The sequence below is a fragment of the Providencia sp. PROV129 genome (assembly GCF_028482245.1).
GTDB lineage: Bacteria > Pseudomonadota > Gammaproteobacteria > Enterobacterales > Enterobacteriaceae > Providencia > Providencia vermicola.
The window spans coordinates 347,908-361,619 of the sequence record NZ_JAMPQD010000008.1 but is presented as its reverse complement, the minus strand read 5'-3'; the positions used below and the strand labels follow the sequence as shown (position 1 = coordinate 361,619).

Genomic DNA, 13,712 nt, shown 5'->3' with positions numbered 1-13,712 from the left:
GCTCCTCAAAATTAAAAATTTCAGCAACCTTTAAATTTCGCACTATTGAAGATAGAGACAGGCTCCTCGCAGATGATTTTGACGATAATATACCGGGTATACCGAGGTTTCCTTTTGATAATATAGATTTATATATAGATGCGGTTAATAAGCGAGCTGACCGCGATGCTAGAAATCAATTGCTCGAAATTAAGAGACAACATAAAAGTATTACGGATAAAATTCAGTTTAATGTAAATGAATTAAATAAGCTGAAAATAGCCCAAAGTAGTGTATTTGCTGTTCCCACACCGAATGTTCCTACATTACCTCATGGCGTTGCTTCAAATTCACAAGTAACACAAACGGCAAATAGCAATATTGTAAAAGGCATCGAAAAGACATTAGGCAATATTCGCGATGGCTTAGCTGAAACGTTTGATTGCTCTTTTGGCATGAGTTGCTCAAATGATATAGATAAAGCAGCAAAAAATCCAAATATGGGAATGGAGTTATCTAATTCAGAAAAAGCAAAATTAGGTGGTAGTACTTCTGGTACACCGGATGGTTGGGAGCCAGAGGATGAGGAACATGCTCGCCATAAGGAACAGCAACAAAAGAATTTTGAAGAATTAGCGAGGGTTTATGATAAAGACTCGCCTTCTCAGACTATAACTATTGACGGTCAAACAATTAAACAAGGTGTAGGAGGAAATCGTTATTCAACGAGGATTTATGATAGTCAAAACTTAACAGACCAACAGATATATAATTATGCTGAACAATTAGCTGCTCAACCCCTAACTAAGGTAAAAGATGGTATTTATACTGCCAAACTAACTGATGGTACAATGATAACCCTTAGGAGCGTATCTAGCTCGGCAGAACAAACAGGTGCTCGCTGGACAGTCCAAATAAGAAATAATCCAACTTTACGCCAAGTAGAGAACGGTCTTGGAAGAAACGCAGAGATCAAGTTTAGGTAATAAATAAGATGATATCAAATATTGAATATAAAACTATTGCTGAATACGCTGAAACCCAAGCCCTTGATGGGTTATGGGCGTATCTCACGCCAGATATGCTTCCTTCGCTCCATGCCATGTATGATAATTTTCCTTTTCAGGAAAGGAAAAAAATATTTTTTTGGTTCTTAGACAAGTTACTACGTGATGGAAAGTTAAAATTAGCTAAGTATGGTAAATTTTTAAGTGGTTCAATAGATGAACAATTACAGTGCTTCTATACTGCATTTCCAGAAACAGAAGAGCAATTAATTGATCAGTTTTGGTTTTTTGATGAAGAATGCCCTGGCGGAGCCGTTTGGATACTTAAAGATGGGACAGTAGAATGGACGTAGAACTATCAAGGGCAGATTCTATCTATGGAATGTTTAATTCCAGAACGGCTCCAAGCGAGCATTGATGAGTTAATACAGAAAAGCATCACCGTAATTTCACAAAGTGAAACCTTTGGGCGACTGGTTGATAGAGAAATTAAAGTCGTGGAAGGCTAGTTTTGAGGCTGCAATTAACCAGTTATCCTTTAATATGGAAAAAGTTGTGCATTTTGATGAAATTATTAGTGATGCAAAAGGGCTATGGCTATCAGGGTTGTTTGGTTCAATCGTTGGTTGGAATCCAAACAAATCTTTCTATGAACATAGGATTATATTTTTCTCTATGGTAAAAGCGTTATTAGATGAGCAAGTAATTAAATTTTGTTCTCCAGATGACCCTTTAGGTAGAGTTGTTCCGTATTGGAATGCTAATAGTCAAGAAATTGTTAATTATCTTGAACAGCACTGGCCTGAAAATGCTAAAGCAAAAGATGATGACGACTTGAACTTCTATTTTTATGAAATGCCAGCGATTTTATGGAAAGATGAATCCGGAAAATATATGGGATCCTAAATTTTCTATCTGAGCTGGTTTAAGTTCGTTCCTCTCAATACAAAGAATTGCTTAATTATCCAGATAATCAACTGCCTGTAAGGCATCTTTAATTTATTTAAATTGAATAGCCACCGACTTGATAGACACCTTTAAGTTAGACGATATAGCTCTTCTTTCAGAAAAACCACAGGTACCTAAACTGGGAATTAGTGGTAAAGAAGGAGCTAAAGATGTACCTAGTTGGGCTAAAGGAGAAAAACTATTAGTGGGTGAAAATGGCAATAAATTTGCCGAAAGGTTACTAGATGCTAAATACGGAAAAGGTAATTATTCTAAAGGTGCTAAAAGTGAGTTTAATCAGATCAAGAAATGGGGCGATAGAGCTTTCGTCGATCCTAAATAATATATAGGAGTAAATAATGGTAACAGTTTATATGCTCTACCATATTCGAGATGAAGATACCAAGGATGAAGATATGAAAATCATTGGAATTTATTCAAGTTTTGAACTTGCTCAAAAGGCTCAAGACAAGGTATCTAATCAACCTGGATTCATAGATTACCCTGATGGGTTTAGTATTAGTGAAGAAGTTCTAGATAGAGATGGTTGGGTTGATGGTTTTGTAGTTTAAAGTAATTAAAGAGAGAGTCCAGTTCTGTGCAGGGATCTCCTTAGCCGCTTTACTCCCCCTCAGCCAGCCGTATAATCAACAGTCTGGAGGGGGGAGTGGCTACCTTAGGCAATACGTGATGGCCTAGCGGAAACGTTTGATTGCTCTTTTGGCATGAGTTGCTCAAATGATTTAGATAAAGCAGCAAAAAATCCAAATGTTGGAAAAGAGTTATCAAATTCAGACAAAGTAGAGGTAGGGGGCTCTAGGGCAGGAGGACCGGAGGGGTGGGAACCTGATGAGTTCTCTATAAAAAATAATGGTCTTCCTTCTAAAGAAGAACTAAAGCAAGCAGCATCAGAAATCAATCGTAATGGTTTAACAAATGCTGGCAGATCGCTCCAAAAGCATGGAGGTAGGGAAGGATCTGCATACTCGTATTCCAACCAAAAAGCTTCAGTATTGAATCAGGAAGCTAGAGCATTAATCGATGAAATATTAGATAATCCAAATGTAATAATAAGACCTAGAACTATTTATGAAAATAGGAAAAGAATTGAAGTGATTGATGCTAAATCACCTGATGGTCGGGTATTAAGATTTAGTATAGATGGTAAGAAATTTATTGGTTTTAGAGAGCCATAATGTTTGCAAATGATTGATGGGGGGATTTTATGTTGGAATACAGTGTTGGAAGTTCTTTAAGCCGAGATGATTTATATGCTGAGCTCTCCTTTAATGATGTTCAGTGGGGGGAAATTTCACTTTCTGAAGATAAGAAAGAGGTAAAAATTATTATTTATCCTGACACGGATTTTTTAGAATTTAATTACAGTGAATTTTTATTATTGATAGAGAAAGCTAAAGATCATCTTTTACGTTTAGAACCTTTAGTTTGATTCTCGCATAAGCAGGTTGGTTCCTCCATTTTTAGCGTAGGGTAACCAAAGTGGCAGAGTCATTAATGTGAAAATTAAATGCGGTTGGAGTAATAGGTGACTAGGCTTAATTATAGTATTAGTGATAAACAGACGAGCAAATTTATAAGCTTATTAACTTTAGGTGTATTAACTGCATTAGATAAAAATTTGATATCAATTGATGAAGCGGAAGGATTCATTTTCAAACCGTATTTGGCCAAGTTACTTGAACAAATGGGTTCTGAGGAAAAATTGATAGATATAATAAACCTAGGTTGTGAATTAGATGATGTGGCAAGTTTATATCCAGAAGATCTTCACGTTCAGATAAAAGATCTATTAGACAAAACATTATCAGTAATCTCTCATAGTGAAAATTTAGGACGGTTAATTGATAAAGAAATTAATATTATTGATGACTAACTAAATGTTTAGAACATAAATTGAAACATTTGAAAAGAACATAAATGAAATTAAGAATGGTAAAGGTTAAAATATGAAAATAGAACTGAGTCTACTGGAAGAGGCTATAGTAGCCATTTTCAAAGAAATGAAAGTACAGGGAATGGATAATATAGACTTAGATGCAGATTTTTATTGGAATGTGCCTTCTGAATCTATTTATGATATATACAATGAGCCTACTCAGTTAGATATTGGGCAATTAGAGGCTGATTATGAGATGCTATGTAAAGCTAAAGAAAATGAACTACTTGTAAAATATAACTTAAAGAATATATCAGCCATTCTTCGTTATTTATCAGAAAAACACGCAATATAATTTGATTTGATGACGCTAAAGGTGTAAGCAATAGCTGGTTTTAAGTGAGTCTATAATGGAAAAAACGTTATATTTTAATGAAATTTTGAATGATTCAAAAGGGTTATGGTTATCAGGGCTCTTTGGTTCCATCGTGGGTTGGAATTCAAATAAATCTTTCTATGAACATCGAAGTATATTTTTTTCTATGATAAAAGATTTATTAGATGAGCAAGTAATTAAATTTTGTTCACCAGATGACCCTTTAGGCAAAGTGGTTCCGTACTGGAGTGCGAATAGCCAAGATATTATGAATTATCTTGAACAACACTGGCCTGAAAATGCGAAAGCAGAAGATGATGATGAGTTGAATTTCTACTTTTATGAAATGCCAGCAATTTTATGGCGAGATGAATCAGGAAAATATGTGGGTTCCTAAATTTTTATCTAAATTGGGTTAGAACAATACAATATTACTCTGTAAATAGTTCTGTATATTTACAGAGTCAATGTATTAGCCATTCTTCGTTATTTATCAGAAAAACACGCAATATGATCTGACTTGATGATGCTAAAGGTGTAGGCAAATGTTGGTTTGGCTATTGTTTACACCTTATCTGCATCTACTAACTTTCAATCATTCGTGTAAGCTAAAATAAAATAATACATATCAATAAGAAAGCGCTATGGAACTAAAACCCACTGCAATTTTAATTCATGTACCTGATGTTCAAGCGGGTTTGGCTTGGTACCAACAAGCCTTTCCACATGCTAGGGCGGAGTACCTGCCTGATTTTGATTTCACCTTATTACATGTCGGGGATTTCACCATTGAGGTGGTACAAGCGGATGCCAAAGTGAGCGAGGGTAAAAAAGGGACGGTATTGTATTGGCAGGTCGATAATTTTGATTTGGCTTTTGGGCATTTCACTCAGCTAGGGGCTAAGTTGTATCGTGGACCGATGTTAATCGATGGTAACAAGCAAATGTGTCAGTTCGTTGATCCCTTCGGAAACTTGCTTGGAATAAAAGGTCAATAAAATCAATTAAATCCTTTAAGTTTATAAAAACCAATCGCAATGATTTACCTTATCAATTAGTAATGTAAATAAAATTGCGATAATAAATATAATTTGTGATACCTGAGGGAAAAAGCCACAAAAGAGGGTGCTTTACTCAGTAAAATGCATTATAAAAAGTATGGTTTTTTCAGCTTTTTATGATGATTTATAGTCTCTTAAGCTAAAAAATAACCCGTAATTAAGTGTTAAGGCATGAAGTTAGTAGATAAATGTTACTTTCTTGTGAATGAATTAACATTACGTTTAAATTCTGCTATGCTGAGAGCCCGAAGCTGGGCATAATTTTACCGCCATTGAGATTATGCGAGCAAATTCCTCTGACCTGGCACCGGATGATAATTTTGTCAATAAGGTGCAGACAGCCGGGTATATAAATAACAAAGAAGCGAGGAGAACGTCGTGCTAGAAGAATACCGTAAGCACGTAGCCGAGCGTGCCGCTCAAGGGATTGTCCCTAAGCCATTAGATGCGTCACAAGTAGCTGCACTGGTAGAGTTACTGAAAAACCCACCCAAAGGTGAAGAAGATTTCTTGTTAGACCTGCTGACCAACCGCGTCCCCCCTGGTGTTGACGAAGCAGCGTACGTAAAAGCTGGATTTTTAGCCGCTATCGCAAAAGGCGAAACTTCCTCCCCTCTGATCTCCCCTGAAAAAGCGATTGAACTGCTTGGTACTATGCAGGGTGGATATAATATCCATGCACTGATTGAAGCGCTGGATGATGCTAAATTAGCTCCTATCGCGGCAAAAGCCCTTTCCCACACTTTATTAATGTTCGATAACTTCTACGATGTAGAAGAAAAAGCGAAAGCTGGGAATGCACACGCGAAACAAGTTATTGAATCATGGGCAGATGCCGAGTGGTTTAAACAACGCCCTGCGTTAGCCGAAAAAATGACTGTCACAGTGTTTAAAGTGACAGGCGAAACCAATACCGATGATTTATCACCTGCACCAGATGCATGGTCACGCCCAGATATCCCTCTGCACGCGTTAGCGATGCTGAAAAATGCGCGCGATGGTATTGAACCAGATGACGCAGGTAACGTTGGACCAATCAAACAAATCGAAGCGCTGAGCAAAAAAGGCTTCCCACTGGCGTATGTCGGTGATGTTGTGGGTACGGGCTCTTCACGTAAATCTGCAACTAACTCCGTATTGTGGTTTATGGGCGATGATATTCCATTCGTGCCGAACAAACGCGGTGGCGGTGTGGTATTAGGTGGCAAAATTGCGCCTATCTTCTTTAATACAATGGAAGATGCGGGTGCGCTACCAATAGAAGTGGATGTGTCTAAACTAAATATGGGGGATGTCATTGATATCTATCCATTTAAAGGTGAAGTTCGCAACCACGAAACCAATGAGTTACTCGAAACGTTTGAATTAAAAACTGACGTGCTGATTGATGAAGTGCGTGCAGGTGGTCGTATTCCACTGATTATCGGTCGTGGTTTAACTAGCAAAGCGCGTGAGTCATTAGGGTTAGAAGCAACCGACGTCTTCCGTCATGCGAAATCTGTTGCACAAAGCAATCGTGGTTTCTCATTAGCACAGAAAATGGTGGGTCGTGCTTGCGGTCGTCCGGGTATTCGCCCTGGTGAATACTGTGAGCCAAAAATGACCTCTGTGGGTTCACAAGATACAACAGGCCCAATGACCCGTGATGAGCTCAAAGACTTAGCTTGCCTTGGTTTCTCAGCGGATCTGGTTATGCAGTCATTCTGTCACACGGCGGCGTATCCAAAACCCGTTGACGTAACAACTCACCACACATTACCTGATTTTATCATGAACCGTGGTGGTGTTTCTCTGCGTCCAGGCGATGGTATTATCCACTCATGGTTAAACCGTATGCTGTTACCAGATACCGTTGGTACAGGTGGTGACTCCCATACACGTTTTCCAATCGGTATTTCGTTCCCAGCGGGTTCTGGTTTGGTGGCGTTTGCTGCGGCAACAGGGGTTATGCCTCTGGATATGCCAGAATCTGTATTGGTGCGCTTTAAAGGTGAAATGCAGCCAGGTATCACGTTACGTGACCTTGTACATGCTATCCCATTATATGCGATTAAAGATGGCCTTCTGACGGTTGAGAAAAAAGGGAAGAAAAACATTTTCTCTGGTCGTATTTTAGAAATCGAAGGTCTGCCAGAACTGAAAGTTGAACAAGCGTTTGAATTAGCGGATGCATCCGCTGAGCGTTCAGCCGCAGGTTGTACGATCAAACTGGATAAAGCGCCAATCACAGAATACCTGCAATCTAACATCGTCCTGTTAAAATGGATGATCGCAGAAGGCTACGGCGACCGTCGTACTATCGAACGTCGTATTAAAGGGATGGAAAGTTGGTTAGCGGACCCGCAACTGCTTGAAGGTGATGCAGATGCGGAATATGCAGCTGTAATTGAAATCGACTTAAATGATATCAAAGAGCCAATTCTGTGTGCACCAAATGACCCTGATGATGCGCGTTTGCTGTCTGATGTTCAGAACGAGAAAATCGATGAAGTGTTTATCGGTTCTTGCATGACTAACATTGGTCACTTCCGTGCCGCAGGTAAGTTATTAGACTCGCATAAAGGCCAATTACCAACACGTTTATGGGTTGCTCCACCAACGAAGATGGACGCCGCACAATTAACGGAAGAAGGTTATTACAGCGTATTTGGTAAGAGTGGGGCACGTATTGAAGTCCCAGGCTGTTCACTGTGTATGGGTAACCAAGCACGTGTGGCAGATGGCGCTACCGTCGTTTCGACCTCAACACGTAACTTCCCTAACCGTTTAGGGACTGGGGCGAATGTGTATCTTGCATCCGCTGAGTTGGCCGCTGTTGCGTCATTGTTAGGTCGTTTACCAACGCCTGCGGAATACCTGCAATATATGGACAAGGTGGATGAAACTGCGGCAGATACCTACCGCTATCTGAACTTTGACCAGTTATCACAATATACGGAAAAAGCTGACGGTGTGATTTTCCAAACCGCAGTGTAATCTGTTATTTTGTTAACGATGAGGCCTCTACTGACTAGAGGCCTTTTTTATTGTCTAAAGATATTCCGAAATTTCAATCAGATTTAAATCCACATCACGTAAATAAATAGACAGAATGGGGCCCATTGCCCCTGTTCGTCTAACGGGCCCTTCAATAATCTCGATCCCTTGCTGCTGAATATGCGCCTGAACTTCAGTGAGAGGGATGTCACTGATAAAACACAAATCTAACGCACCGGGTACAGGCAAGTGTGCTTTGGGTTCAAACTCTTTACCATACTGATGAATATTGATTTTTTGCTGGCCAAATTGTAGGGCATAACGCTGTTCACCAAAGGTTATTACCTGCATTTTTAAAACGCGCTGGTAAAAATCAAGGCAGGCGTCTAATTGTGTTGTCGTCAGGACGATATGGTCTAAGCGATTGATCATTGCCGCTCCTATTCATTGCATTCATATCATTTGCATTAATTTTAAGCGAATTTTATCGAGGCGGCGTTGAAATTGATGCCTTTCTTTAAATATCGTGCAATAGGCGTTAATACCGCTCAACAAATCGAATTGTCTCGCGTTATACTGAGCCATAATGACGCAAGAGTAGAGGTATTGCATATGGACTACCAATTTTTCCAAGACATAACAGGCGCTATTTCCGCAAAATTCTCGATGGATCATGAGGCGATTGGATATTGGCTAAATGAAGAGGTTAAAAACGACCTTAGTCTGCTCGATACTATCGAAGAAAATTACGAAAAAATAAAAGGCAGCGAAAATCAGTGGGAGCTGATTGGCCATGAATACACGCTGCTACTTGATGATGAAGAAGTGATGATTAAAGCCAATCAGTTGTCGTTTGAAACTGAGGGGCTTGAAGAGGGAATGAGCTACTATGATAATGAAAGCGTTGCCTTTTGTGGTATTGACGACTTCCTCTTAATGTTAAAGGATTATCGTGTTTTTGTTATCGAAAATCGATAAATGCATTTTTTTTAGTGATAAGTTTTGTATTTTAACAAATTATCATTATTATTTGCAGTGTGAAACTAGCGGTTTAACGCTTTAGTTAAGATAAGCTAGCGGAAATTTATTTTTTGATAACAAAAGCGAAAGGAACACACATATGAATACTGATGATGTTACAGGTGCGTTGAATGATGCAACGAACTGGTTTGTCGCAAACCAAGATCTGTTAGTCCAGTATGTGGTGAATATTGTTTCTGCCATTGTCATCCTGATTGTCGGTATGATGATTGCGAAATGGGTTGGTCGCGGTTTACACCGTGTGATGACCCTAAAAGGTATTGATAGCACTGTTAGTGACTTTTTATCGGCAATTGCGCGTTATACCATTGTTGCATTTACCTTAATTGCTGTTTTAGGCAAGATTGGCGTTCAAACGGCTTCTGTTATTGCGGTGATGGGTGCAGCTGGTTTAGCGGTTGGTTTAGCATTACAAAATTCACTGGGTAACTTTGCTGCAGGCGTATTACTGGTGGTGTTTAGACCACTGAAAGCGGGAGAATATGTGTCTATTGGTGCAGTGGAAGGTACAGTGCAAAATGTCCAGATTTTTTCCACTACACTGAAAACAGCCGATGACCGAATTATTGTTATTCCGAACGGTAAGATAATCGCAGATAATATCATCAACACAACTCGAGAGCCTAACCGTCGTCAAGATATTATTATTGGTGTGGCTTATGATTCTGATATTGATGTGGTGAAAAAAGTTTTAGGTGACATTGTTGCTGCTGATGGCCGTATTCAACACGGTAAAGGTGTGACTATTCGTTTGCATGATATGGCTCCATCGTCATTAAATTATTTAGTTCGTTTTTGGACAACAAATGGTGATGCGTGGCCTGTCTATTGGGATTTGTTAGAAGAATTCAAACGTGCATTAGATAAGCACAACATTGGTATTCCATTCCCACAAATGGATGTACATGTACATAAACAAGGTTCTGAAACCCACAAAATTCAATAAAAGAATTTTTAATTAGACTCAATAAAATAGCGCTATTTATAGCGCTATTTTTGTCTCTGTATTCCCATTCTATTATATAAGCCTAGCTTATGACCTATTAGAGTTAATCATTTCCACTAATAATTTTTTCTCGTTACTATTTGCGTGTACAAACTGAATAATTATTAGGATTTTTTGCATGTTTACAACTTATATCCAGGGTGCACTTCTTGGTGCAGCGATGATTTTACCGCTAGGGCCACAAAATGCCTTTATTTTACAACAAGGCAGTCGTAAACAGTTTCATATGATGAGTGCATTTCTATGCGCTTTAAGTGATACCATGTTAATTATTGGTGGGGTATTTGGTGGCAGCGCTCTATTGAGCCAATCCGAAATATTGATGCAGTTAATTACATGGGCAGGGGTTATTTTTCTGGTGTGGTATGGCTATGGTGCGTTCCGTACTGCACTCAGCCCAGATGATGTTGTTTTACAAGCTGAAAATAAAGTGATTACTCGCTGGAAAGTGATAGTTACGCTATTTGCCGTCACATGGCTAAATCCGCATGTTTACTTGGACACATTCGTGGTGCTTGGTAGCGTGGGAGGGCAATTAGAAAGCCAATTACGGCCTTGGTTTACGGCAGGCGCGCTGACAGCATCATTTGTGTGGTTTTTTGCATTAGCGATTTTGGCTGCTTGGTTCTCGCCTGTATTGAATAAGCCAGCGTCACAGCGAATTATTAATATCTTTGTAGGAAGTGTGATGTGGTTTATTGCATTTCAACTTGCAATACAAGGGCTTAAAGGATTGGGGCTAGTATCCTAATAACAACATAACCTCAACAGAATGATAAATACTATGAATTTCTTATTATTCTGATCTGCACTTTTTTTATGATGTGTTACTGTTAATTTGTACTCGGGATAGTTTATGGTGAACTGTCCCTTTTTTAGCGACAAATTATTGTATTGGGAGGTTCTGTGAAATTAAAATCTTTAGTTCTCGCTGCCATGGTGGCAGGTGCAGCGGTTCCTACCCTGTCTCTGGCCGATGCGCTACCAAATGGCCCGCACATTACCACATCGGGTAATTCTGTTGTGAAAGCAACACCTGATATGGCGACATTGAATATCGTTGTGGAAGTGACAGCAAAAGATGCTGCGGCTGCGAAGGCTGCGGTAGACAAGCGTGTTGCCGAGTATTTCGAATTCTTAAAGAAAAACGGAATCGAGAAACAAGACATTAACGCCGCCAATGTGCGTACGCAGCCAAAATATGATTACAGCAGCGTGAAGCAAAAATCGACGATTGAAGGTTATACCGCAATCCGTTCAGTTGAAGTGAAAGTCACTAAACTTGACCAACTAAACACCCTATTAGACGGTGCGTTAGCCGCAGGTTTAAATGATATTAATTCTGTGCAATTTGGGGTGTTAAAACCTGAGCAATACCGTGATGCCGCTCGTGCGCAAGCTATCAAAAATGCGACAGAGCAAGCGACTGAAGTTGCAAAAGGGTTTAATGCACAGTTGGGCCCAGTGTATAGCATTAGTTACAATGCACCTGCGGCAGTGCCTTATCCAATAGCGGCAAGAGCTTATGGTGGTAAAATGAAAGCCGCTGCTCAAGATCTCAATATTGATGAGACCTATGAACAGCAAAGTATTGATTTTAATGACCAAGTTGATGTTGTATTTGAACTGAAACGTTAACTTTCAGTCTCATTTTCGTCTTCTTGTTTTAGCATCTGACGCCCAGTTTTTAAGAGGGCGTCAGTCACTCTCTTCATGGTACGGCTTTCGGGTGCAAAACGGTGCCAGTACAGCATACGACGTTGGCATAGCCCCGGTGTTAAGTCGACTAACTCACCATTTTTCAATTCTTCGGCAATTTGTAAATGAGGGATCATACAACAGGTAGAACCCTGCTTAGCTAATTGCACAAAGGCTTCTGACGAATTAACAATATGGCAAGGAACGCTGCCCGGCGATAAGCCAAAGTTTTGCTGAACAAAAGCTTGGTGCATATCATCCAAGTGGTCAAATGCGACTGCGGGGGCTTTTAATAGGGATGAGCGAGTGACGCCATCAGGGAAATATTTTGCGGCGAAATCAGGAGAAGCAACAAAGATATAGTCCAAGGCGCCTAGTTTATCTACTAAACAGCCGGGTAACGCTTGTGGCTGGATACTTATTGCACCCACCACTTCACCGCGTCTTAAACGTTCTTGAGTGCGAGTTTCGTCTTCCACTTGGATATTCAACCGAATAGGGCTATTGCCTAGAACTGGATTGAGCGCAGGGAGAAACCACGTTGCTAAACTGTCGGCGTTAACTGCAAGGGAAAGTAATAGAGGTGTTGACCCTGTATTTTCATCTCCAAGCCACTGTTCTTCCAATAATTCAACTTGATGAAGCAGTGCTAACAGTTTTTGCCCTTGTTCAGTCGGATGTGGCGGAACGGTTCGCACAAGTAAAGGTTGCCCGAACAGGTTCTCTAACTGTTTTATCCGTTGTGAAACAGCAGATTGTGTGATGCAAAGCTTTTGAGCTGCACGCTCAAAGCCGCGTTCACGGATAACAGCATCCAGTGCTTGTAATGCGCGGTAGTCAGGGCGCTTCATCAAAAAGTCTCCTTGTTGTTATTCTGCTAAGCACTATGCCATATTTTTATTGATAACACCTGCAATTATTGCGAGCTTCCGACAAATCGCAAGAAGTAACGCACAAATGCAGCGAACAACACTGCAACTTATTTTCGGTTCGGTATATACTCATTCACAATTACGTCTCAATTAAATAGCAAAAGGCATGAGCATGACGCAGGATGAATTAAAAAAAGCGGTGGGTTGGGCAGCACTAGAATACGTCAAACCAGGCACAATTGTCGGTGTAGGTACAGGGTCTACTGCATCGCACTTTATTGATGCTTTAGCGACAATGAAAGGGCAAATTGAAGGCGCTGTTTCTAGCTCTGAAGCGTCAACTCAAAAACTTAAATCATTAGGTATTCCTGTTTTTGATTGTAATGAAGTGGATTCATTAGATGTATACGTTGATGGTGCGGATGAAGTCGATCACCATATGAACATGATCAAGGGCGGTGGTGCTGCGTTAACACGTGAAAAAATCGTTTCTGCGATCGCGAAAACCTTTGTGTGTATTGTTGACCAATCAAAACTGGTTGATGTATTAGGTAAGTTCCCTCTGCCTGTTGAAGTTATCCCAATGGCACGTAGTTATGTGGCACGTGAATTGGTTAAACTGGGCGGTACACCAGAATACCGTCAAAATGTGATCACTGATAACGGCAATGTGATCTTAGATGTTCACAATTTAAGCATTGTTGATCCTGTCGCGTTAGAAAATACCATTAATGGTATTGCGGGCGTTGTCACCGTTGGTTTATTTGCTAATCGCGGTGCTGATGTTGTCCTGATGGGAACAACAGATGAAGGTGTTAAAACGATCAAATTATAATCGCTAATTATTTTGG

Annotated in this window: 20 protein-coding genes; 18 read left to right on the top strand and 2 right to left on the bottom strand. The window is 39.9% G+C overall.

Annotated features, from left to right (window positions below):
• The 13 genes from PSF27_RS06760 to acnB all read left to right on the top strand — a co-directional run.
• Positions 1–965, top strand: a 965-nt coding sequence (locus PSF27_RS06760; RefSeq protein WP_272681147.1) for a hypothetical protein, incomplete at its 5' end; no start/stop codon positions are given.
• A gap of 8 nt (positions 966–973) precedes the next feature.
• On the top strand, positions 974–1,339 hold the full coding sequence (locus PSF27_RS06755; RefSeq protein WP_094962980.1) for a DUF596 domain-containing protein: 366 nt from the start codon (positions 974–976) through the stop codon (positions 1,337–1,339).
• Between the two features lie 24 nt (positions 1,340–1,363).
• Positions 1,364–1,495 carry a hypothetical protein gene (locus PSF27_RS06750; protein WP_255254425.1) on the top strand — a complete coding sequence of 44 codons (132 nt, stop codon included), beginning with the start codon at positions 1,364–1,366 and terminating at the stop codon, positions 1,493–1,495.
• A complete protein-coding gene (locus tag PSF27_RS06745) occupies positions 1,464–1,892 on the top strand; it encodes a hypothetical protein (RefSeq protein ID WP_272681146.1) in 429 nt (142 codons plus the stop codon). The genes PSF27_RS06750 and PSF27_RS06745 overlap by 32 nt, the downstream gene beginning before the upstream one ends.
• 118 nt (positions 1,893–2,010) lie before the next feature.
• Positions 2,011–2,277, top strand: a complete 267-nt coding sequence (locus tag PSF27_RS06740) for a hypothetical protein (RefSeq protein ID WP_272681145.1) — start codon at positions 2,011–2,013, stop codon at positions 2,275–2,277.
• A 16-nt stretch (positions 2,278–2,293) separates the two neighbouring features.
• Positions 2,294–2,506 carry a DUF7336 domain-containing protein gene (locus tag PSF27_RS06735; RefSeq protein WP_210837173.1) on the top strand — a complete coding sequence of 71 codons (213 nt, stop codon included), beginning with the start codon at positions 2,294–2,296 and terminating at the stop codon, positions 2,504–2,506.
• A 153-nt stretch (positions 2,507–2,659) separates the two neighbouring features.
• Positions 2,660–3,130, top strand: coding sequence for a hypothetical protein (locus tag PSF27_RS06730; RefSeq protein WP_136135330.1), 471 nt, complete (start codon positions 2,660–2,662; stop codon positions 3,128–3,130).
• A gap of 29 nt (positions 3,131–3,159) precedes the next feature.
• Positions 3,160–3,384 carry a hypothetical protein gene (locus PSF27_RS06725; RefSeq protein ID WP_272681144.1) on the top strand — a complete coding sequence of 75 codons (225 nt, stop codon included), beginning with the start codon at positions 3,160–3,162 and terminating at the stop codon, positions 3,382–3,384.
• Between the two features lie 96 nt (positions 3,385–3,480).
• The gene (locus tag PSF27_RS06720) at positions 3,481–3,828 is read left to right on the top strand and encodes a DUF3969 family protein (protein WP_206082669.1); all 348 of its coding nucleotides are present in this window, start codon (positions 3,481–3,483) and stop codon (positions 3,826–3,828) included.
• Between the two features lie 73 nt (positions 3,829–3,901).
• Positions 3,902–4,186, top strand: coding sequence for a hypothetical protein (locus tag PSF27_RS06715; RefSeq protein WP_206082668.1), 285 nt, complete (start codon positions 3,902–3,904; stop codon positions 4,184–4,186).
• A gap of 55 nt (positions 4,187–4,241) precedes the next feature.
• Positions 4,242–4,604, top strand: a complete 363-nt coding sequence (locus tag PSF27_RS06710; RefSeq protein WP_206082667.1) for a hypothetical protein — start codon at positions 4,242–4,244, stop codon at positions 4,602–4,604.
• 247 nt (positions 4,605–4,851) lie between these two features.
• Positions 4,852–5,205, top strand: coding sequence for a VOC family protein (locus PSF27_RS06705; protein WP_206082666.1), 354 nt, complete (start codon positions 4,852–4,854; stop codon positions 5,203–5,205).
• A gap of 441 nt (positions 5,206–5,646) precedes the next feature.
• A complete protein-coding gene (gene acnB / locus PSF27_RS06700; RefSeq protein ID WP_272681143.1) occupies positions 5,647–8,244 on the top strand; it encodes a bifunctional aconitate hydratase 2/2-methylisocitrate dehydratase in 2,598 nt (865 codons plus the stop codon).
• Positions 8,245–8,298: 54 nt separating this feature from the next.
• On the opposite strand, the gene PSF27_RS06695 is transcribed toward acnB, so the two are convergent.
• On the bottom strand, positions 8,299–8,676 hold the full coding sequence (locus PSF27_RS06695) for a VOC family protein (protein ID WP_206082665.1): 378 nt from the start codon (positions 8,674–8,676) through the stop codon (positions 8,299–8,301).
• 180 nt (positions 8,677–8,856) lie between these two features.
• Between PSF27_RS06695 and PSF27_RS06690 the strand changes: the two genes are divergently transcribed.
• From PSF27_RS06690 to PSF27_RS06675, 4 genes are all read left to right on the top strand, one after another.
• Entirely contained in the window at positions 8,857–9,222 is a 366-nt protein-coding gene (locus PSF27_RS06690; protein ID WP_206082664.1) for a YacL family protein, read from the top strand.
• A gap of 142 nt (positions 9,223–9,364) precedes the next feature.
• Positions 9,365–10,231, top strand: coding sequence for a small-conductance mechanosensitive channel MscS (gene mscS / locus PSF27_RS06685; protein ID WP_206082663.1), 867 nt, complete (start codon positions 9,365–9,367; stop codon positions 10,229–10,231).
• Between the two features lie 178 nt (positions 10,232–10,409).
• Entirely contained in the window at positions 10,410–11,042 is a 633-nt protein-coding gene (gene argO, locus PSF27_RS06680) for an arginine exporter ArgO (RefSeq protein WP_272681142.1), read from the top strand.
• Positions 11,043–11,197: 155 nt separating this feature from the next.
• Positions 11,198–11,929 (top strand): oxidative stress defense protein, encoded by a 732-nt coding sequence (locus PSF27_RS06675; RefSeq protein ID WP_206082661.1) that lies wholly within the window; start codon positions 11,198–11,200, stop codon positions 11,927–11,929.
• Here PSF27_RS06675 and PSF27_RS06670 read toward each other — a convergent pair.
• Positions 11,926–12,840 carry a LysR family transcriptional regulator ArgP gene (locus PSF27_RS06670; protein ID WP_206082660.1) on the bottom strand — a complete coding sequence of 305 codons (915 nt, stop codon included), beginning with the start codon at positions 12,838–12,840 and terminating at the stop codon, positions 11,926–11,928. The genes PSF27_RS06675 and PSF27_RS06670 overlap by 4 nt on opposite strands.
• Before the next feature lie 193 nt (positions 12,841–13,033).
• Between PSF27_RS06670 and rpiA the strand changes: the two genes are divergently transcribed.
• The gene (gene rpiA, locus PSF27_RS06665; RefSeq protein ID WP_206082659.1) at positions 13,034–13,696 is read left to right on the top strand and encodes a ribose-5-phosphate isomerase RpiA; all 663 of its coding nucleotides are present in this window, start codon (positions 13,034–13,036) and stop codon (positions 13,694–13,696) included.
• The last annotated feature ends 16 nt before the right edge of the window (positions 13,697–13,712 follow it).